This window comes from Mycobacterium sp. IDUB_37 (genome assembly GCF_055419245.1).
The window spans coordinates 169,135-189,363 of the sequence record NZ_JBVAXG010000009.1 but is presented as its reverse complement, the minus strand read 5'-3'; the positions used below and the strand labels follow the sequence as shown (position 1 = coordinate 189,363).

General features: G+C 67.1%; 20 protein-coding genes. 11 read left to right on the top strand and 9 right to left on the bottom strand.

What is annotated here, in order from left to right:
* Positions 1-16 precede the first annotated feature (16 nt).
* Together ACZY1I_RS25710 and bla are read left to right on the top strand one after the other, a co-directional pair.
* Positions 17-505, top strand: a complete 489-nt coding sequence (locus ACZY1I_RS25710) for a DUF2505 domain-containing protein (RefSeq protein ID WP_463759045.1) — start codon at positions 17-19, stop codon at positions 503-505.
* Positions 506-508: 3 nt separating this feature from the next.
* A complete protein-coding gene (bla, locus tag ACZY1I_RS25705) occupies positions 509-1,417 on the top strand; it encodes a class A beta-lactamase (protein WP_463759043.1) in 909 nt (302 codons plus the stop codon).
* 9 nt (positions 1,418-1,426) lie between these two features.
* Here the strand turns inward: bla and ACZY1I_RS25700 are convergent, their stop codons facing one another.
* The 4 genes from ACZY1I_RS25700 to ACZY1I_RS25685 are packed head-to-tail and all read right to left on the bottom strand — an operon-like array spanning position 1,427 to position 4,841.
* Positions 1,427-2,911 carry a precorrin-2 C(20)-methyltransferase gene (locus ACZY1I_RS25700; RefSeq protein WP_463759041.1) on the bottom strand — a complete coding sequence of 495 codons (1,485 nt, stop codon included), beginning with the start codon at positions 2,909-2,911 and terminating at the stop codon, positions 1,427-1,429.
* Entirely contained in the window at positions 2,908-3,534 is a 627-nt protein-coding gene (locus ACZY1I_RS25695; protein ID WP_463759037.1) for a precorrin-8X methylmutase, read from the bottom strand. The genes ACZY1I_RS25700 and ACZY1I_RS25695 overlap by 4 nt, the downstream gene beginning before the upstream one ends.
* A gap of 9 nt (positions 3,535-3,543) precedes the next feature.
* A complete protein-coding gene (gene cobG / locus ACZY1I_RS25690; RefSeq protein ID WP_463759034.1) occupies positions 3,544-4,644 on the bottom strand; it encodes a precorrin-3B synthase in 1,101 nt (366 codons plus the stop codon).
* A gap of 35 nt (positions 4,645-4,679) precedes the next feature.
* Entirely contained in the window at positions 4,680-4,841 is a 162-nt protein-coding gene (locus ACZY1I_RS25685; protein ID WP_463759032.1) for a hypothetical protein, read from the bottom strand.
* Between the two features lie 105 nt (positions 4,842-4,946).
* Here ACZY1I_RS25685 and ACZY1I_RS25680 point away from each other — a divergent pair, with 105 nt between their 5' ends.
* The 4 genes from ACZY1I_RS25680 to ACZY1I_RS25665 all read left to right on the top strand — a co-directional run bounded on the left by ACZY1I_RS25680 (position 4,947) and on the right by ACZY1I_RS25665 (position 9,115).
* Positions 4,947-5,621, top strand: coding sequence for an alpha/beta hydrolase (locus ACZY1I_RS25680; protein ID WP_463759030.1), 675 nt, complete (start codon positions 4,947-4,949; stop codon positions 5,619-5,621).
* A gap of 155 nt (positions 5,622-5,776) precedes the next feature.
* Complete coding sequence (locus ACZY1I_RS25675) at positions 5,777-7,192, top strand: FAD-dependent oxidoreductase (protein ID WP_463759027.1); 1,416 nt, start codon at positions 5,777-5,779, stop codon at positions 7,190-7,192.
* 16 nt (positions 7,193-7,208) lie between these two features.
* Entirely contained in the window at positions 7,209-7,595 is a 387-nt protein-coding gene (locus tag ACZY1I_RS25670; protein WP_463759024.1) for a nuclear transport factor 2 family protein, read from the top strand.
* A gap of 62 nt (positions 7,596-7,657) precedes the next feature.
* Complete coding sequence (locus ACZY1I_RS25665) at positions 7,658-9,115, top strand: flavin-containing monooxygenase (protein WP_463759021.1); 1,458 nt, start codon at positions 7,658-7,660, stop codon at positions 9,113-9,115.
* Between the two features lie 19 nt (positions 9,116-9,134).
* Here the strand turns inward: ACZY1I_RS25665 and ACZY1I_RS25660 are convergent, their stop codons facing one another.
* The gene (locus tag ACZY1I_RS25660) at positions 9,135-9,671 is read right to left on the bottom strand and encodes a PE family protein (RefSeq protein WP_463759019.1); all 537 of its coding nucleotides are present in this window, start codon (positions 9,669-9,671) and stop codon (positions 9,135-9,137) included.
* 148 nt (positions 9,672-9,819) lie between these two features.
* Between ACZY1I_RS25660 and ACZY1I_RS25655 the strand changes: the two genes are divergently transcribed.
* Genes ACZY1I_RS25655 through ACZY1I_RS25640 form a run of 4 tightly spaced genes read left to right on the top strand, consistent with a single transcriptional unit; the run spans position 9,820 to position 13,537 of the window.
* Entirely contained in the window at positions 9,820-10,650 is an 831-nt protein-coding gene (locus tag ACZY1I_RS25655; protein ID WP_463759307.1) for an ABC transporter permease, read from the top strand.
* 10 nt (positions 10,651-10,660) lie between these two features.
* A complete protein-coding gene (locus ACZY1I_RS25650) occupies positions 10,661-11,416 on the top strand; it encodes an ABC transporter ATP-binding protein (RefSeq protein ID WP_463759017.1) in 756 nt (251 codons plus the stop codon).
* A gap of 1 nt (position 11,417) precedes the next feature.
* Positions 11,418-12,428, top strand: a complete 1,011-nt coding sequence (locus tag ACZY1I_RS25645) for an ABC transporter substrate-binding protein (protein ID WP_463759015.1) — start codon at positions 11,418-11,420, stop codon at positions 12,426-12,428.
* 14 nt (positions 12,429-12,442) lie between these two features.
* Positions 12,443-13,537, top strand: a complete 1,095-nt coding sequence (locus ACZY1I_RS25640) for an LLM class flavin-dependent oxidoreductase (protein WP_463759013.1) — start codon at positions 12,443-12,445, stop codon at positions 13,535-13,537.
* Between the two features lie 4 nt (positions 13,538-13,541).
* On the opposite strand, the gene ACZY1I_RS25635 is transcribed toward ACZY1I_RS25640, so the two are convergent.
* Positions 13,542-14,372: an SDR family oxidoreductase gene (locus ACZY1I_RS25635; RefSeq protein WP_463759009.1), complete on the bottom strand. Its 831-nt coding sequence runs from the start codon at positions 14,370-14,372 to the stop codon at positions 13,542-13,544.
* Positions 14,373-14,489: 117 nt separating this feature from the next.
* Between ACZY1I_RS25635 and ACZY1I_RS25630 the strand changes: the two genes are divergently transcribed.
* Positions 14,490-16,040: a molybdopterin-dependent oxidoreductase gene (locus ACZY1I_RS25630; RefSeq protein WP_463759006.1), complete on the top strand. Its 1,551-nt coding sequence runs from the start codon at positions 14,490-14,492 to the stop codon at positions 16,038-16,040.
* Between the two features lie 4 nt (positions 16,041-16,044).
* On the opposite strand, the gene ACZY1I_RS25625 is transcribed toward ACZY1I_RS25630, so the two are convergent.
* The 3 genes from ACZY1I_RS25625 to ACZY1I_RS25615 all read right to left on the bottom strand — a co-directional run bounded on the left by ACZY1I_RS25625 (position 16,045) and on the right by ACZY1I_RS25615 (position 20,145).
* Positions 16,045-16,248, bottom strand: a complete 204-nt coding sequence (locus tag ACZY1I_RS25625) for a hypothetical protein (RefSeq protein WP_463759003.1) — start codon at positions 16,246-16,248, stop codon at positions 16,045-16,047.
* Positions 16,249-16,282: 34 nt separating this feature from the next.
* A complete protein-coding gene (locus ACZY1I_RS25620) occupies positions 16,283-16,573 on the bottom strand; it encodes a CDGP domain-containing protein (protein ID WP_463759000.1) in 291 nt (96 codons plus the stop codon).
* Between the two features lie 74 nt (positions 16,574-16,647).
* Entirely contained in the window at positions 16,648-20,145 is a 3,498-nt protein-coding gene (locus ACZY1I_RS25615) for a PE family protein (RefSeq protein WP_463758998.1), read from the bottom strand.
* Between the last annotated feature and the right edge of the window lie 84 nt (positions 20,146-20,229).

The following is a 20,229-nucleotide window of genomic DNA, read 5'->3' as shown; positions in this document are numbered from 1 at the left end:
GGCTTAGGGAGGACCAATGGCCCAGGCCAGCAAGCAGTTCGTGTGCAACTATGACGCTCCGCTCGACGACGTGATGGCGATGTTGCTCGACGCGGAATTCCGCACCAAGGTCTGCGAGGCCCAAGGCCTGCTGTCCTATGACGTCTCGATCACCAACGAGGGCGACACGACGCTGGTCAATATCGACAAGCGGCAGCCGATGGCCGGACTGCCGTCAGCAGCCACGAAAGTATTGGGCGCCAACACCGACATTCAGCAGCGCGAAACCTGGACCGGCAACGAGATGACCCTCACCCTCGAGATCCCCGGTAAGCCCGGCAGCGGCACCGGCAACGTCCACGTCGTCGCCAAAGGCGACAAGACGGTCGAGACCGTCGGGATCGACGTCACCGTGAACGTCCCGCTCGTCGGCGGGAAGCTTGCCGGCATCATCGTCGACCAGTTTGTGGCCGCGATGGAGGCCGAGTACGCCGTCGGCAAATCCTGGCTGGCCGGCGAACGCTAGGCGATGCACACGGATCTCACCCGACGGCAGCTGCTGCTGGCCGCGCTGGTCCCACTGGTGGGCTGTGCGCACCGCGCGAGCAGCGAGCCTTCCACCCGGACAACGGCGACCTCACCCGCGAATTTGTTCGCCGGCTTCGAGCAACTCGAGCGCAAGTACGAGGCGCGCGTCGGGGTGTACGTGCTGCCCGCGACCGGCGCCGGCGCCGTGATTGCCTACCGAGCGGACGAACGGTTCGCGTTTTGCTCCACCTTCAAGGCGCCGCTGGTAGCGGCGGTGCTGCACCAATATCCGCTCAGCCACCTGGACAAGGTGCTCACCTACACCCGCGACGACATCAATTCCACGTCGCCGGTCACCGAGCAGCACGTCGACTCTGGAATGACCATCGGGCAACTGTGCGACGCGGCAATTCGCTACAGCGATGGCACCGCAGCCAACCTGTTGCTGGCCGATATCGGCGGACCCGCGGCGTTCACCGGTTATCTGCGCAGCCTGGGGGACAACGTCAGTCGGCTTGACCAGCCAGAGCCCGAGCTCAACCGGGACGCCCCCAACGACGAGCGCGACACCACCACCCCGCACGCGATCGCCCAAGTCTTCCAACAGTTGGTTCTCGGCGACGCCCTGCCGTCGGAAAAGCGGGCGATGCTCACCGACTGGATGGCCCGCAGCACTACCGGTGCCAAGCGGATCCGGGCGGCGTTCCCGGCCGACTGGAAGGTTGTCGACAAGACCGGATCGGGCGACTACGGACGAACCAATGACGTCGCGGTCTTGTGGTCGCCGGCCGGCGTACCCCACGTCGTCGCGATCTACTCCGACTTCATCGGCGGAGGGTATGACGCTCAACCCAATGACACGTTCGTCGCCGACGCCGCGCGCATTGTGGCGCCCGCGCTCGGCGCCTAGCCGAGGCGCTTAACCCGGGTAGCGTCGCGGGGTGAACACCTGGTCGCCGAAATCTGTTGTTTGCCATTGGGTTTGAGAAGAACCGATGATCAGCAGGCAGCGCATGTCGACGTCGGTGGGCGCCAAGTCGGCCAACCGCACCACGCGCACATCTTCATCCGCGCCGGATACGTTGCGGCCGATCACCACTGGCGTGCCCGGGTCGCGGTGGGCCAGCAGCAGGTCTCGCATCGCGCCCACCTGCCAGGTCCGCGTCTTCGAAGCCGGGTTGTAAATCGCTAACACCAAATCCGCTGCGGCTGCGGCTGATACGCGCGCGGCGATGACGTCCCACGGCTTGAGCCGGTCGGACAATGAGATCACCGCATAATCGTGGCCCAGCGGCGCACCCACCCGACTGGCCACCGCCTGTGCGGCCGTCATCGCCGGAATCACCCGAACCTGCACTGTCGGCCACTGCTTGGCCTCCTCGAGCACAGCGGTGGCCATGGCGAACACGCCGGGATCGCCCGACGACACCACCGCCACGGCGTGGCCTTGTTCGGCCAGCGAGCACGCCAATCGGGCGCGGGCAGGTTCGTCGGTGTTGTCGCTGGCATGTCGGCGCTGACCGTCGCGGACGGGGACGCGATCGACGTAGGTGCGGTAACCGATCAAGTCGGTGGCATTCGCCAGTTCGCGCCTGCTCTGCGGCGTCATCCACTCGATGCTGCCGGGCCCCAGGCCCACCACCGCGACCGTCCCGGTGGTCGAAGCGCGACGCCGACCGCCCGGCAGCATGGCCAACGAGAAATACGGCACGCTCGACTCGTCAACGTCGGCCGCCGGCAGCACTCGCTGTCCCGGTGTGCTGGCCCGCTCCACGTAGAACGTGTTGTCGAGCTGGCCGGACGCCGAGAGTGCTTCGCGCACATTGTGATACGACCGGCCGAGCTTCAGGATCACCGCCGCGTCGGCATCGGCCAGCCGGCGGGTCAGTTCGCCCACCGGCAACGTCCCGGGCAGGATCGACAGCACCTCGTCGCCGGCGACCAAGGGGGTCGCGAGGGCAGCCGAGGCGGCACTGACCGACGTCACGCCCGGCACGATCTCCGCGTCGAACCGCTCTGTCAGCCGGGTGTGCAGGTGCATGTAGGAGCTGTAGAACAACGGGTCACCCTCGGCGAGGAGTGCCACATTGCGGCCGGCGGCCAGGTGCGCGGCGATCCGCTCGGTGGCTGCAACGTAAAAGTCTTCGAGTGCCCCGGCGTACCCGCCGGGGTGGTCGGTCGTCTCGGTGGTCACCGGATAGACCAGGTGCTCTTCGATCTGGCCGGGACGCAGGTAGGGTTCGGCGATCCCGCGGGCGATGCTGCGGCCATGGCGGGCACTGTGATAGGCCACCACATCGGCCTCGCCGATCACCCGGGCCGCCTTGACGGTCACCAACTCCGGATCGCCGGGTCCTAGACCGACTCCCCACAGCGTGCCTCTGGTGTTCTGGGGATCCGTCATTCGCGCTCGGTCGCTATCGCATTGACGGCCGCGGCGGCCATCGCACTACCGCCGCGGCGCCCCTGCACCACCAGATACGCCATGCCGCGCGGGTGGTCGATGAGCTCCTGCTTGGACTGGGCGGAGCCGACGAACCCGACCGGCCCGCCGAGCACTGCCGCCGGCACCGGGGCTCCCTCGTCGATCAGTTCCAACAATCGGAATAAGGCAGTGGGGGCGTTGCCGATGGCGACGACGGCGCCTTCCAGTCGGTCCGCCCACAACTGCACTCCGGCGGCGGAGCGGGTGGTCTGCTGGTCAGCGGCCAGGCCGGCGGCACGCGGATCGGCGACCAGTGACACCACCTCGTTGCCCGCGGGAAGCCGCGCACCGGTGATCCCGGCGGCGACCATCGACGAGTCACACAGCACCGGTGCGCCCCCGCGGAGGGCTTCCGCGGCCCGGGTGACGACGTCGTCGGTGTAGGCGACGTGTTCAGCGACGTCGACCTGCCCGCAGGTGTGGATCAGACGGACGACCACCCGCGCCACGTCGGCGGGAAATCGGGTCAGGTCTGATTCGGCGCGGATCGTCGCGAACGACTGCCGGTAGATCTCCGCAGCGTCGCGGATGTAGTCGAGCACCCGCCCACCTTATGACCTGAGCATCCGGTATCCGGGTCCGGTAGCGACCAACACCTCGCCGTGCACCGGGCTGCCGCACGCCCGCTCGCACCCGACGAAGTGCCGATGCACCGGATAATCCGGGTCCAACGACTCTGCCGCGTCAGTCCGAACGTCCGCGACCGAATGCGCACAACCAGGGCTTCCGGTGCATGCGCTGATGTTCAGCCAGGGGGAGTTCTCATCGAACACCAGGCCCAGCGGGGCCAACACCCGCAACGCAGTGTCGGCGACGCCTTCGTCTAGATCACACACCAGCACCGAACGCCACGGCGTGATCACCAAGGGGGCCTCGATCGCGGCCAGAAACTCCGCGACACGGGCTGGCAGCATCCCCAGCGGCACCGCGGCGCCCAGCGCAACCCGACCGTCGTCCTGGGGTATCCAACCCACGGGCGGTCTGGTGGCGGGTGGGAATGGGGCGCCCAGCTCCGCACTGGGTAGCAGCACGTCTAGGTCGGCGAGTTCGCTTATCCGCCAAGCCTTTCCGCGTATCTCGACGAAGCGCAGCGCGACCTCGATCAACGTGGCGATCATCGCGTCGAGGTCGCGAGCCCGTATCCCGGTGTCACTGCCGCTCAACAGCAGGCCAGGCCCCTCTTCGAAGACGTGCACACCCGCGTCGGCGCGCAATCCAGACACATCGCCACGACCGTCGTCGAGGCTGAACCAGAATCTGCCGCCCAATTCGGCGAGGCGGGGTTCGGCGCAGAGTGCCGTGTCCAGTTCACCCACCCACGTCCGTAGATCCGCATCGCCGCCGACCCGGCCGGTCAGCGGTGACGCCACAATATTGCGCACGCGTTCGTGGGTGGCCGACGGCAGCATTCCGGCGCCGGCGATCGCCTCGGCAACTCTTACGACATCGGAGATCGCTCGAAGTTGGACGTTGCCTCGGGCGGTCAGCTCCAACATTCCCGATCCGAATTCCTCGGCGACACCGGCCAGCGTCGTCAGTTGCGCGGCGGTGAGTATTCCGCCCGGCAGTCGGACCCGCACGAGGGCACCGTCGGCGGCCTGGTGCACCTGCAACGCACCGGGGCAGGCGTCGGCATCGCGCCATCTGGCCACCAGCCCAACTTACGTGAGGGTCCGTGCCCCCGGACTCAGTGATCGTGGCCTTCGTGGTTGTGGTCGTGCGGGACAGCCTGGTGCAGCTGGGAATACAGGGCGTCGCAGCCCGACAGCGTTGAGGCGGCGAAAATTGCGGCCGCGGCCACGGCTGCAACCTTGGCCGTCAGCACGACTCTCCTGGTGGAAGTGCTCATGAATTGGTTCCTCTCAATCGATGGATGCGCAACGAAGGTTATTGAATATGATTTTCATTATCAATACGTTCTGTTTGGACTCATTGAATTGGGGCACCCGGTGGCGTGCGAACGCTGGAATACGCGCCTGGGCGCCTAGCCGATGTCATCGGTGATGAGGCGCAACCGGTCGTCCTGCTCTGGCATGGCATGCAGTCCAATGCGCGCGCCGCGGTCCGCCCACTCGCCGGGCTACTCGCCGGCCACGGGGCCACCGTGGTCGCGCCGGATTGGGACTCGCATTCCGACGACGGCGGTCGCGCTGATCTATTGCGTTCGGTTGATTTCGCCCGCACCCTGGGCAGCGACGCAGAGGGGATTGTGCTCGTCGGGTGGTCTCTGGGGGGAGCCGCCGCCGCGGGCTTGACGCTCGACGCCGCCGGCCGCGACGTCGTTGTCGTGCATACGTTTTGCCTGGCCGGCGCGTTCATGGTCCGCGAGCCCATCACGGCTCGGAAGGTCACCGACGACTTGCCTACCGACCGCGCCGGCACACCAATTACGTTGTTGCACGGGCTGTCCGATGATGTGGTGCCGGTGGCGGCCAGTCGAGACTTTGCCTCGGCTCTGACGCGGGTCGGTTGGCCGGTGGAATTAGTCGAAATATCGGCGGACCACGGGTCGATCGCCGGAGCCGAGTACGACGCGGTCGCGGATCGCTACGAGGCTGGCCGAGGCGAGTCCGCCCAACGGGTGGCTGTTGAGGTCGCGGCTCGGATCGCGGCATCGCTTCACCGCTGAGCGAAACCACAAAAAACTTCCGTGTTCGATGAGACGGCGGATCTCCGCAACTGAGGCCCGACGCAAAAATGAGGTAGCCGGTTACTCTATTGGCCCCCCTCGTCCCCGCAGCACACTTCGAACGGTCCATCGTCTAGCGGGTTCAGGGGTGTGCAATGCAGCAACATCGTGGTCATGCAGTGGTGCTGGGCGCCAGTATGGGCGGCCTGCTGGCGTCCCGGGTATTGGCCGACTTCTACGAGCGGGTGACCGTCGTCGAGCGCGACATCCTGCCCGTCGATCCGGTGAACCGGCGTGGTGTCCCGCAGGGCAGGCTCATTCACGCGTGCCTCGCACGACTTTCCCAGGTGCTCGACGAGCTGTTCCCCGGCTTCCGCGAGGACCTCTTGGCCCATGGTGTGACCCGCTGGGACGACGGCGACTTCTCGAAACTGGATTGGTCGTTCGGGGAACACCGCCTGGTGCGGTCCGGGCACGTGGCGACCGCGCCAAAGATCATCTCCCCGAGCCGTCCCGTTCTGGAATGGTATGTGCGTCAACGTGTTCGGGCAATTCCGAATGTCACATTCCATGAGGGTCACGACGTCATCGGCCTCACCGCAACCCCCGACCGTCGCCGGGTCACCGGTGTGCAGGTGGTGGATCGGGCGTACGACTGCGCCAAGACGCTGACCGCCGATCTGGTGATCGATGCGACCGGGCGTGGGTCACGGACCCCGGTCTTTCTGGAGCAACTCGGTTACGACCGTCCCGAAGAGGACGAGGTGACAGTGCACCTGGCGTACGTGTGCCAGCTGCTACGTATTCCTCCCGGCGGGATCAAGGAACATATGATCGCGCGTTTTCCTGCCCCTGGGCGGCCGAGGATGTTCGCGCTGATCGGCTACGAAAACAACTCCTGGATGGTCCTTGCGGGCACCATGGCAGGTGTCGAACCGCCCCGGGATCACGCGGGAATCCTCGAGTTTGCAGACGAACTGGCACCCCCGCACGTAGCGGCGGCGCTGCGGGCTGCCGAGCCGATCGGCGGTGTCGTCGCGCATCGGGTCCCGTCGAGTCGCTGGCGGCGATACGACAAGATGCGCCGGCTGCCCGAAGGTCTGCTGGTGGTCGGCGACGCGGTCTGCAGCTTCAACCCGATCTACGGACAAGGCATGACCGTCGCGGCCATTGAAGCGACGGTGCTGCGCGACTGTCTGCTTCGGGCAGCTGGCGGCGGCGTCGGGGACCTCGCGCGTCGCTTCAATCGTCTCGCCGCGAAGACCGTGCGGGTGGCCTGGCAGACCGCAGTCGGCTCCGACCTGTCCCTGCCCGAAGTGCCCGGCCCCCGACCGATGTCCATGCGGGTCAGCAATGCGTGTCTCGAGCCGGTGATGACCGCCAGCGAATCAGATCCCGTCGTCGCGGCGCAGTTCATGCGGATCACCGCCATGCTCGACGGGCCGATGCGGTTGCTCAGGCCCTCGATCCTGCTCCGCATCCTGCGGGCGCAGCACCGCCGACCAGACCTGCAGTCCATACCTGATGAGTCAGGCGACCCCCTGGTGACGATCACACGCCGCGCAGTGTGAGAGAGGAAGAACGCCAGTGACGAACCGGAATATCGAGTCGATCAGGAAGGGCTACGACGCCTTCGGTGTCCGAGATCTGGAAACGGCCCTGAGCGTCTTCGATGACTCAGTGGAGTGGATTGTCAACGGGGAAAGCAGCATTGGTGGCACCTACACCGGCAAAGCCGAGGTCGCCGAACTGTTGGCGCGGGTGGCGGAAAAGGTTATTCGAATCGAGCCGACGCGATTCGTCGTCGAAGGTGACTTTTTCGTGGTCCTGTCCGAACTGCACTTCGGATCGGACGTCGCTCGGCAGGCCGACATATATGTGTTCCGCAACTTGAAGGTCGTCAGGGCCAGAACCTTCGGAGACACCGCCTTGCAAGAACGAATCTTCGGCCCCAGTCGGATCGCGGCAGGCTAGCAACCGGCCGGTTCCGCAGTGAGCGGCGTACCGTGCAGTTCAGCCGACGTTCGGAGGTTGTGATGGGGCAACAGCGGCAAATCAGGGTCGCGATCATCGGCGCGGGCATGTCCGGCATCTGTATGGCGGTAAAGCTGCAAGACGCCGGCATCGACTCGTTCACGATCTTCGAAAAGGCCGATGACGTCGGCGGCACCTGGCGCGACAACACCTATCCCGGTCTCACCTGCGATGTCCCGTCGCGCTTCTACTCCTACTCGTTTCGGCCCAACCCGCAGTGGTCGTGCTTCCTGCCGCCCGGCCCGGAGATCTTCGCGTATTTCCGCCAAGTGGCTGAGGAACGGGGGATTCGACGCCACATTCGGTTCGGCGCTGACGTCACCGCGGCCCGTTACGACGACGGGCAGTGGCGACTCACCACCGCTGAAGGCGAGGAGACGTTCGATGTGCTCGTCACCGCGACCGGGTTCCTGCGGGTGCCGCGTTATCCGGACATTCCGGGGATGCAGACGTTCGGGGGACCGGCATTCCATTCGTCGCGTTGGGATCATTCGGTTTCCCTGTCGGACAAGCGGATCGGCTTGATCGGTACCGGCTCGACCGGTACCCAGATCACCGCGGAACTGGGCGGGAAGGTACCCGCGCTGAAGATCTTTCAGCGCACTCCGCAATGGGTCTATCCCATGCCCAACGGTCAATACTCGGCTCTGACCCGGGCGGCACTGTCCCGGTGGCCCGCGTTGAACCGATGGCCTTACCTGTTCTGGGGAATGTTCCTCACGCGTGTGTTCAGTCGCGCGATGATCCGTCCCGGATGGCAGCGCCGGATGATCCAGGCAATGTGCCGTTGGAATCTGCGGTTTTCGGTGCGCGATCCCGGATTGCGGGCCAAGCTCACGCCCGATTACCAGCCAATGTGCAAGCGGCAGGTGATGGCCGGGCACTTCTACCGTTCGGTGCAGCAGTCTGGCGTCGAGGTGATCACCGACGGAATCGACCACATCGAGCCACGCGGCATTCGCACCACCGACGGCGTCCTACACGAGGTGGACCTGCTGGTCTACGCCACCGGGTTCGACGCTCGCGCCTATGTGCGCCCGCTGGACGTGATGGGCGAGGGCGGAATTACCTTGGACGAGCTCTGGGCCGACGGCCCGATGGCTTACCGGTCCATCGCGGTGCCAGGATTTCCCAACCTGTTCATGCTGATGGGACCGCATTCGCCGATCGGCACCCAATCGTTGGTGCCGGTCGCCGAGGATCAGGCCGACTATGCGATGTGGTGGATCAACGAGTTGCGCAACGGTCGGGTGCGCGCCGCGGCGCCGACCGAGGCGGCCACCAAGGAATACAACGAAGCCATGAAAGCCGACATGCCGCAGACGATCTGGGTCACCGGCTGCAGCAGCTGGTACATCGGCAAGGACGGTCTGCCCGAGTTGTTCCCGTGGACGCCGGAGACTCACCGTGAACTGCTGCGCCAACCCGAGGTCGGCGACTTCGACGTACGCACCGCCTGACGCGGCTGATCCGGTCTGGCTACAGGAACGGGTAAAAGAAGATCCGCCAAATCTCGTCTGGCGGAAAAGCTTCCGGGAAGAACGCCGAGAAAATTATGTAAAACGGCAAGAGGGTAAAGGCGATGGGGAGCCAGAAGGGAAAGAGAAAGAAACCCACTATCCGTTTCATCAAAGATTCGAAATAGTTGTTGATTGCAAGGTTGATTGAGTCGTACCACGGGATGCCAGTGGCGGCGGGGGCCGCAGCCGCGGTCGCCGGGCCGAGCAATGCGGCGCTGGCGGCCTCGGCGCTGGCATAGGCGCTCGCGCTGGCCGTCAACTGCTGCACGAACTGCTGGTGAAACGTCGCGGCCTGCCCGGACACCTTCTGATAGTCGCCTGCGTGCTCGGAAAACAACTGCGCGATGCCCGCAGACACCTCGTCCTCGGCGGCAGGTAACAGGGTAAGAGTCGGCGTCGCCGCTGCGGTGCGCGCAGCATCGACCGCCGACTCGATAGCTGCTAAATGTGTTGCAGCCACATCGATCAACTGTGGCGCTGCCAATACGTACGACATGGTTGTCCCCCCGGAAAAGTCAACACTGGTTCGTAGATTTGCAAGTCTAGAGGGTCGATTTGTAATCGCGGGCCAGTTCCCCAAACTGTGTTGCCTTCAGGCCGACGCAAACCCTTACCCCGCTCACGTGGAACGCTTTAGCGTCGACATGGTGAGCATTGTCGCCGCGCTCGCCCCCGCATCGAGCGAGATCCGCAACACTCAAGTGGCCGGCCCGAGGGGGCGCTGGGCGCACCGAAAATGGGAAGTCCTGCGTTGGGCATCTCCGGTGTTGCTGCTGTCGTTATGGCAGCTTGGCAGCGCTATCAAGCTGATTCCGGAGGATGTGCTGCCTGCGCCATCCCTCATCGCAGAAGCTGGACTGGAATTGCTGCGTAACGGCCAACTCGGCGATGCGCTGCGGGTATCGGGAGTCCGGGTTGCCGAGGGCCTTGCGCTTGGCGCTGCGGTGGGAATCGTGCTGGGAGCCGCCGTCGGCTTGTCCAGCTGGTTTGAGGCGACCGTCGACCCCCCGATGCAGATGATCCGCGCGCTGCCACATCTCGGTTTGATTCCGTTGTTCATTCTGTGGTTCGGGATCGGAGAGCTGCCCAAGGTATTGCTGGTCGCGTTGGGCGTGACGTTCCCGCTGTACCTGAACAGTTTCTCCGCCATCCGTCAGGTTGATCCTAAATTGTTCGAAACCGCGCAGGTGCTGGGTTTTTCGTTCTGGCAGCGGTTCACAAGGATCATCGTGCCCAGTGCGGCTCCGCAAGTATTGGTCGGTGTCCGGCAGTCCCTGGCCATCGCGTGGCTGACGCTGATCGTGGCCGAGCAGATCAACGCGGACAAGGGAATCGGCTTTCTGATCAACAATGCCCGCGATTTCCTGCGCATCGACGTCATCATCTTCGGACTGACCGTCTACGCGCTGCTGGGCATCATCACCGACGCGGCCGTCCGGCTCCTCGAGCGCCGGACATTGCGGTACCGACACTGAAAGGTCCACTTTGACAGCGACTCTAGAGCCCAGCACGGCGAGGCGAGCACCGGCCGAGGTTGCCGGCGAACTGCGGCACGTCGACAAGTGGTACGGCTCCCGTCACGTATTGAGCGATGTCTCACTGCAGGTGCGAACCGGCGAGATCGTCGCACTTGTGGGTCGCAGTGGTTGCGGCAAGTCCACGGTGCTGCGGGTGCTGGCTGGGCTGTCGGACGACCATCGCGGCGATCGTTTCGTGGCCGGTGCGCCAGCGCTGGCTTTTCAAGAGCCGCGCTTGTTTCCCTGGCGCGATGTGCGGACCAACGTGGGCTACGGACTGACCCGCAGCAGGCTGCCCAAGGGGCAGGTCCGGCAACGCGCCGACCGTGCGCTGGCCGATGTGGGGCTGGCCGATCGCGCCGACGCCTGGCCGCTGACGCTGTCTGGCGGTCAGGCGCAACGAGTTTCACTGGCTCGCGCGTTGGTCGCCGAGCCGCAATTGCTGCTGCTCGATGAACCCTTTGGAGCGCTGGACGCGTTGACCCGGCTGACGATGCGCAAGCTATTGCTGGACCTGTGGCGTCAGCACGGGTTTGGTGTCCTGCTGATCACCCACGACGTCGACGAAGCCGTAGCCCTGGCCGATCGCGTGCTGATTCTCGAGGAGGGCCGCGTCGCACACACGTTGGCGATCGAAGAGCCGCGCGGTTCGCCCGGCGACCCGGGTGCCCATACCGAGCAATATCGCGCTGAGTTGCTCGACCGTCTCGGCGTGCGGCGATGACATGACGCGAAACTTGATCGCGCTGATCGCGCTGCTGGCCCTGGTTTTGACCGGATGTGTTGCGCGGGCCGGTAATGCCGGCCCGCAGGCGGCACCCGCCGCCGTTCCCTTGTCGCAGTTGGCGGATCTGACGCTGCAGATCGGGGACCAGAAGGGTGGGACGGAGGCGCTGCTGCGCGCCGCCGGGCAACTCGACGGACTTCCGTACCGGGTTGCATTCGCGACATTCACGTCGGGTCCGCCGCAGGTCGAGGCGGCCGCCGCGGGCAAGATCGACTTCGCGATCATGGGCAACACGCCACCAATCTTCGGTGCGGCCAGTAACGCAAGAGTCAAGGTGGTCGCCGCCTATGCCGGCGGCGGGCCGGGCAACCGGATATTGGTGCATGCAAATTCGCCGATCACCTCGGTCGCAGACCTGCGCGGCAAGTCGGTCGCGGTCGGCAAGGGCAGTTCGTCGCACGCCAATTTGCTCGCTCAACTCGACAAGGTTGGTTTGAAGCCGGCCGACGTCAAATTGGTCTTCCTGCAGCCCGCCGACGCCTTGACGGCTTTCAATCAGAATCAGGCCGACGCGTGGGCAATATGGGATCCGTTCACGGCGCAGGCTGAGCAGCAGATCCCGGTGCGCAGCATCGCTGAAGCGACCGGCGTCACCAACGGCGACTGGGTGGGCCTCGCGTCGGATCAGGCGCTGGCCGACCCGAAACGCAACACTGCGCTTTCGGACATCTTGGTCCGCTTCGCTAAAGCCGCTAAGTGGGCGCAGGCACACCCGCAGGAATGGGGCCAGTACTACGCCACCGCAGTGGGATTGGACCCGCAGGTTGCGGTCGTGGCGGCGAACCGGAGCCTGCGACTGCCCACGGAGCTCAGCGACGATGTGATCAATTCAGAGCAGCGGTTGGCCGACCTATTCGCCGCGTCGGAACAAATCGGATCGTCACCTCGGTTCGTCCATTGGGTGGACCGCCGGTTCAACGAGGCGTTACGGCCCAACCTCATCAGCTGATACAGAGGAGAACTATGACGGCGAAATTCTTCTGGTTCCTTCCGACGACCGGTGACAGCCGCTCGATTGTCGGCGGATCGCACGCCTCGTCACACCACACCGTCTCGGCAGGTCACCGCAAGCCCAGCCGGCGATACCTGGCCGAAGTGGCTCGCGCCGCCGACAGACTTGGCTTCGAAGGGGTGTTGACACCTACCGGCACGTGGTGCGAAGACGCCTGGTTGACCGCGGCGGCGCTGCTCTCCGAAACCGAGCGGTTGAAATTCTTGGTCGCTTTCCGACCCGGCCTGGTGCCACCGACGCTGGCCGCGCAGCAGACTGCGACGCTGCAGAGGTTCTCCGAGGGTCGCGTGTTGCTCAACGTCGTCAGCGGCGGCGACGACAGCGAGCAGCGCCGGTTCGGCGACTGGTTGAGCCACGACGAACGCTATTCCCGCACAGCGGAATTCCTGCAGATCGTCAGTTCCATCTGGCGGCAAGAGTCTGTCGACTTCATCGGCAAGCACTACAAAATCGAGGACGCCCGAGTCTCGGAGCCACCGGATCCGCTGCCGCACATTTACTTTGGTGGATCCTCGCCGCCCGCGCTGGATATCGCCGCCGAATTCGTCGACGTCTACCTGACCTGGGGTGAACCGCCGCAAGTGGCGGCGGACAAAATCGCGAAGGTGCGGGGATTGGCGGAGTCGCGGGGCCGCACCGTGCGGTCCGGGATACGGCTGCACACCATCAGCCGTGATTCGTCGGAAGCGGCATGGGCGGTCGCCGACGAGCTCGTCAATGAGTTAACCCCCGAGCAGATTGCGAATGCCACTGAGCTGCATTCGAAGTCGCAGTCCGAAGGGCAACGCCGGATGACCGCGTTGCACGGTGGCCGCCTCGACCAGTTGGAGATCTACCCGAACCTGTGGGCCGGGGTGGGGCTGGTCCGCGGCGGCGCGGGCACCGCGCTGGTGGGTAGCCACGAGGAGGTGGCGAACCTGATCGTGGAATACCACTCGCTCGGCTTCGACGAGTTCATCCTGTCCGGTTACCCGCATCTGGAGGAGGCGTACTGGTTCGCCGAAGGGGTGTTGCCGATTCTGCGCCAGAAGGGTGTTGCCTCCTAGCGGCTCAGGAGGTTCCCGTCCGCCGGGCATAACCTGTGCGCTTGCTGGCGTCGACGTCGCTGGTGAAGACGCGCCCGCTGCCCATGACGCGTCCCATCGCCTCAGCCAACAGTTGTGGCATCAAGCGCTGCGCGGACACCGTGATGCCGATGGAGCGCGGAACAATCACGCGGGGAGCCGGTTTGGCGATCACGCCGACGACCGCCTGGGCGATGTCTTCAGGCTCGGCGTTCTTGAAGCCTTTCGCGTGTCCGATCCCGGAGGTCATCTCGGTATTCGTCAGGGTCGGCATGATCGCGGAGAAGTGGACACCGCTGCCGCGGTTCTCCATCCGCACTGTATCGGTGTACCCGAGCACGGCATGCTTTGTGGCGCAATAGGTTGCGATTCCCTCGGTCGGTAGCACGCCGCCCAACGAGGCGATGTTGATCACGTGCCCGCGACGACGGGGCAGCATGCGTTGCGCCGCCAGCTTGGTGCCCAGGATCACGCCGAACACGTTGACATCGAGCAGGCGCTGCGTGATCGCGTCATCCTCGTCGACCCCGCTGCCCACCGCGATCACGCCGGCGTTGTTGACCACGACGTCCAGTGACCCGAGCTCGTTCTCCGCCGCGTCGAGGAAGTCGGTGAACGACGCGCGTTCGGTGACATCAAGTTTGCCTGCGACAGCCAACCCCAGCCGATCACCCGAAGCCTTGACGGCGGCTTCGTCGATGTCCCCGATCGCCACTTTGGCGCCCAAATTGTGCAGGGCAGCCGCGATTGCCAAGCCGATTCCGCGAGCGCCACCGGTGACGGCAACGACCTTTCCGGCCACATGGTCAGACTTCATCGCTCTACGGTACGACCTCGCGATTGTCTCAGTACATCCACATTCGATATGGTGGGATTTCTGTTGTGCAGCAGAGCTTTTGCGATTCGGCGAAAGGGCGCGAGTAGAGTCGCTTCGATGACGACCTCCTCGTCCAAAGAGTCGATGATTGCCGGGGTTGCCGCCGCAGCGGTCGCACTCGGGGTCGCCCAATTGGTGAGCGTCCCGTTCGGGGCAAGGGCCGATGCGCGCACGGCCGTGGGCTCGGCCGTGGTCGACCTGACCCCGGGGCCGGTCAAGGAGTGGGCGATTCAGACCCTCGGCACGATGGACAAACCGTTCCTGGCGATCGTCGTGCTCATCGTGATCGCGACGATCGCGGCGATCGCCGGCAGTTTCGAAACGCGGCGCCGACCATTCGGCAGCGCCGCGATCGCCGCGGCCGGTGTACTCGGATGCATCGCGGTGCTGTCGAGGCCCGGTACCTCAGCACTCGACACCATCCCCACCCTCGTCGGCACCGCCTGCGGCATCGGGGTCCTACGCCTGCTCACTGGGCGGTCTTCGCGAGATCCGGAAGTGGTGGACGATGAGGCTGCCGGTGCAGACCAACCGGACGTTGGCCGGCGCAAGCTGGTGTCTTACGGATTGCTCGGAGTCGGCGTCCTCAGCGGAGTGCTCGGCACGGTCCTCACCCGAGTGGTGCATTCGGTGGCGGCCGACCGCAACACATTCGCCTTGCCCCGGGCGCGATCGTCAGCGCCACCGATTCCTGCTGAAGTGCAGCCGAAAGATGTTGAACTGCCTAGCTTTATCACCCCTAGTGCCAATTTCTACCGGATCGACACGGCGCTCAGTGTTCCTCAACTCAGCCACGGCGACTGGCGACTGCGCATTCACGGAATGGTGGATCATGAAACCACCTACAGCTTCGACGATCTCGCCGGGTTCGACGTCGTCGAAACGGTGACAACGCTGACCTGTGTGTCGAATCCCGTTGGGGGAAATCTGATTTCGACCGGCGTCTGGACTGGCTACCGAGTGGCTGATCTGCTGGCGAAGGCCGGCGTGCACAAGGACGCCGACATGGTGCTCTCGACATCTGTCGATGGGTTCACCGCAGGAACGCCGGTGGAGGCCCTCACCGATGGCCGCGAGGCGCTACTGGCGGTCGGTCTCAACGGTCAGCCACTGCCGGTCGAGCATGGCTATCCGGCGAGGTTGGTAGTGCCCGGACTCTACGGATACGTGTCGGCCACCAAATGGGTCGTCGACCTGAACCTGACCCGCTTCGACAGGGCAAAGGCGTATTGGACGCGGCAGGGCTGGGCAGCGCGTGGGCCGATCAAGACCGAGTCGCGGATCGACGTGCCGAGAAACGGTCAGCGGGTCCCGATAGGTCCCGTTGTGTTCGGCGGTGTCGCCTGGGCACAGAATCGTGGCATTCGGGCCGTGGAGGTCCGCATCGGTGACGGTGCGTGGCAGCCGGCAGCGTTGGGCGCCAGCTACTCCAATGAGACCTGGCGACTGTGGAGCTTCCCCTGGCAGGCGCAAAGTCCTGGAAAGCAAGTCATCACTGTGCGTGCCATCGACAACACCGGAGCAGTTCAGACGGAAGACCGGGCCAATCCCGAGCCCGATGGAGCCACCGGCTGGCACTCGGTGAAATTCACCGTCGCCGAGAGGTGAATCCCTAGTTTTTGGAAGAGATTTTTCGCCAACTGAACACGGCGACCGCGACGCCGATCAGCGCCGTGATCGGGCCGATGATGGACCAGGTCGTGGTGTTGCTCATCGGGCTTCCACCAAGCACTCCGAACCCCTGCAACGCCCAGATCACGCCGAACAACGCAACGATCAACCCGACCGCGAAGGTAACGACGAAACCTCGGCTCATACCCGGACCCTACGCGCTGCGGCCGATAGGCGGCTCAGTCGTCGATGTGCACCGGCGGGTCAGCGAGCGTGAAATCCGCTGGGCGTTGGTCAGGGCCCAACACATCGCAGTGCTTCTCGGGCGCCAGGAAGGAACTGGCGCCGCGAGCCTGCCAGGCCGCAACTGCCACGCAACGTTGCCAGGTGCCGTCAGGCTGGATGGGTCCGTCGCACTTGCTGATATAGCCGCCGCCGTACTGGCAGCCTGCGCTGGCGGGCGGCGCCGCGGCGATCAGCCCGAAAGCCATCAGAACAACAGCCAGTCCGCCAACGATGCAGTGCTTCATTGTGGTCTCCCGTCGACAACCCAGGAGAATGACGCTACCGCTTCTCCGGCTGATTTTGCTCGCATCGGCACCGCCTAACCGTGTTTGCCGGAGTCCCCGGGAGTGCCCGGTCCACCGGAGACTCCGGTGCCCGCCGGGCCGGCTCCGCCGCTGCCGCCGTCACCGGCGCCGCCTAGGGCACCGCCGACACCACCCAGGCCACCGGTGCCGCCGTCGGCGCCGTCGCCGCCGTCACCGCCGGTGCCGCCCCCGCCGCCCTTGCCCGTGGGGCTGGTCGCGACGCCGCCGGTGCCGCCGGCACCGCCCTTGCCGCCTGCGCCGCCGGCACCTCCGTTGCCGGTGCCGGTCGCCGCGCCGCCGAGACCGCCGTTGCCGCCCAGTCCGCCCGCACCGGCGGCTCCGCCGTTGCCCGATGCGGTTCCGCCCGTGCCGCCGTTGCCGCCGACACCGGCCGTGGCACCGGCGCCACCTCCGCCGCCGTTGCCTCCGCTGTCTGCGGTCCCACCCGCGCCGCCAGTGCCACCGGTGCCGCCACCGCCGCCAGCGCCGCCAGGGCCGGTCGCACCGGTCGGGGTGCCGCCCGTCCCGCCGGTAGCGGCAGCACCGCCGTTCCCGCCAGCGCCGCCATTGCCCCCGCCGGTTGCGTTGCCGCCCGCGCCGCCGATGCCGCCGGCGCCTGCCTTGCCGCCAGTGCCGCCAACGGTGGTCCCATCGCCGCCGACGCCACCGCTACCGGCACTGCCACCGGTGCCGCCAGTACCCGCGTTGCCGCCGGCCGTCGCGTTACCTCCGGCGCCTCCGGCGCCGCCGTTGCCTCCGGCGCCGCCAGCGACCGGGGTGGCCGTGCCGACGGGGCCAGGACTGCCGTTTCCGCCGTTTCCGCCATTGCCGCCGGTGCCAGCGTTGCCGCCCTTGCCCGCGGCACCGGCCCCTTGGCCTGCGACACCGCCCGTGCCACCCGCACCGCCTTGGCCGCCATTTCCGCCAGGGCTGGTGACTGCGCCCGAGGTGTTGCCGGCGCCGCCGTTACCGCCGTTGGCGCCGTTTCCTGCCTGGCCGCCGTTGCCGTTGGTCCCGCCGGCAGCGGCGCCGCCACCTTGCCCCCCGTTGCCACCGGCCCCACCTGCGCCACCGGCCCCGCCGGCAGTGGGGCTGTTAGTCCCCGCGCCGCCGTTGCCGCCGGTGCCACCGTTGCCGCCGGTGCCGGTGCTGCCAGCGATACCGCCGCTACCACCGGTGCCTGCGAGTCCGCCCGCCCCTGCCTGGCCGCCGGTGCCCCCGTTGCCCCCATTGACGTCTGCGGTCCCGGTCGGTCCGTTGCCACCCGCCCCGCCGGTGCCGCCCGTACCGCCTAGGCCGCCGTTGCCATTGATGCCGCCGGCCGTGCTATTGCCGCCGGTACCGCCGGCGCCGCCGCCGCCTGCGGTGCCGCCATACCTGGGACTAGCAGGGCTGGCATTGGCAGCGCCGCCGGTGCCGCCGGTGCCGCCGGCCCCCGCGTTACCGCCGTTGCCGGCGGCGCCGGCACCGGTACCGGAGTTGCCGCCACCGCCGCCCTTGCCGCCGTCTCCGCCGAAGCCGCCGAACGGACCGACACCGCCGGTTCCGCCGTTGCCGCCGCTCCCGCCATGGCCGCCACTGCCGTTGGTCCCGCCGGTTCCGGCCGTTCCGCCATCCCCGCCGCCGCCGCCCACTCCACCCAGGCCGCCTGTGTACGCATTTTGGTAGCCGGTTCCGCCGCCGCCCCCAGTGCCGCCAGCGCCGCCGGTTCCGCCGTTGCCCGACGCTCCGCCGGTTCCGCCGGTACCCGAGGCTCCGGCAGCTCCGCCGTTGCCGCCTTCGCCACCTGCGCCGCCGACGCCGGGAAACTTGGTTGCGATTGGGGCGCCGTCGCCGCCATTGCCTGCTCCGCCGCCGCTGCCGCCGGCACCGCCGTTTCCTCCGGTGCCGTTCATCCCGCCTGCGGCAGTGTTGCCGCCGAGTCCGCCTTGACCGCCGGCGCCGCCAGCGCCACCGGCGTATCCGTCGGCGTTGAGCGTCGGGTTGTTAGCACCCTTGCCGCCGGCGCCCCCGATACCGCCGTCGCCACCGGACCCGCCGTTGCCCACGCTGCCGCCGGTGCCGGTGCCTGTACCGGCCGTGCCGCCGGCTCCCGCGTTGCCGCCCTTGCCGCCATTTCCACCGGCTTGACCGTCACTGTTGACGCCGGCGGTGCCGTCAGCACCCGCGCCGCCTGTCCCGCCCCGTCCGCCCAAACCACCGTTGCCGTTGGTGCTGCCGATGCCCGCATTTCCGCCGGCGCCGCCGTTGCCGCCGGCGCCGCCGTTGAATCCGGTGCCGCCGGGTGAGGAGCCCACCGCGCCGGTGCCGCCGGTGCCGCCGGTGCCGCCGGTGCCGGCACTACCGCTGCCACCAGCGGGGCCGCCGCCGCCGAAGAAGCCTGCCGCGCCGCCGACTCCACCGGCGCCAGCGCTTCCGCCGACACCGCCGTCGCCGCCCGACTGACCATCGCTGAGGACGCCCGCACCGCCCGTGCCGCCGATACCACCGCTGCCGCCGTCGCCGCCGATCCCACCGGCGCCGCCGTTGCCGAACAACAGTGCGTGATTGGCGCCACCCGCCCCGCCTTGTCCGCCGGCCCCACCGGCTCCGCCGGTCCCCGCGGCCGCGCCCCCGACAATGCCCGAGGTGCCGGTGCTACCGGTGCCACCGACACCACCGGCGCCACCGCGGCCGCTACTTCCACCGAGCAGTCCGTGATTGGCGCCCCCGGTTCCGCCGGTCCCGCCGCTTCCGGCGTCCTGTCCGTTCGCTGCCGTGCCACCGGCTCCGCCCGCCCCGCCATCGCCGCCGACGGCGCCCAGCAGCGCCATCCCGGCGCCGCCCGCTCCACCGGCGCCGCCGGCGCCGGCAACCTGCCCTACCGCGCCGGCCCCGCCGGCCCCACCGATCCCGCCGGTGCCGCCGCTGCCGAACAGCAGCCCACCGCTGCCGCCGGATCCGCCGGTACCGCCGATCGCGCCTGCCAGGGCCGCGGCCCCACCGGCACCGCCGTTACCGCCTCGGCCGATGAGTCCGGCCGCTCCGCCGGCCCCGCCATTGCCGCCCGGCGCTCCGGACCCGCCGTTGCCGCCGTTGCCCAGCAATATCCCGCCGGCGCCGCCGGCCTGTCCCGTGCCCGCCGCCCCGCTGGTGCCGTCGCCGAGTAAGGGGCGCCCCAGCAATGCGTTCGTCGGCGCATTGATCACTGCCAGCAGGCTTTGCTCGAGGGTCGCCAGCGGCGCCGCGCTGGCCGCTTCCGCAGCCGCATACGCTCCCGAACCCCCGCGCAACGTCAGCACAAACTGCTCATGAAACTCGGCCGTGCGCGCGCTGAGCGCTTGGTAGTCCTGCGCGTAGCTGCCGAACAACGCCGCAATTGCCGCTGACACCTCGTCGCCGGCAGCGGCCGCCATCCCCGTCGTCAACGGCGCGGCGTTGGCGCTGGCCTTCCTGATGGCGGCTCCGATCCCTGAGAGATCCCCCGACACGGTGGCCAGCGACTCAGGCATGACAACGACGTACGACGACATCAAAGACCCCCATCAGGACGAGATGGACCGCAACAGGACTTCAGATCTACGCGACTCGGCGTCGACAAACCAGCAGTTGCGTAA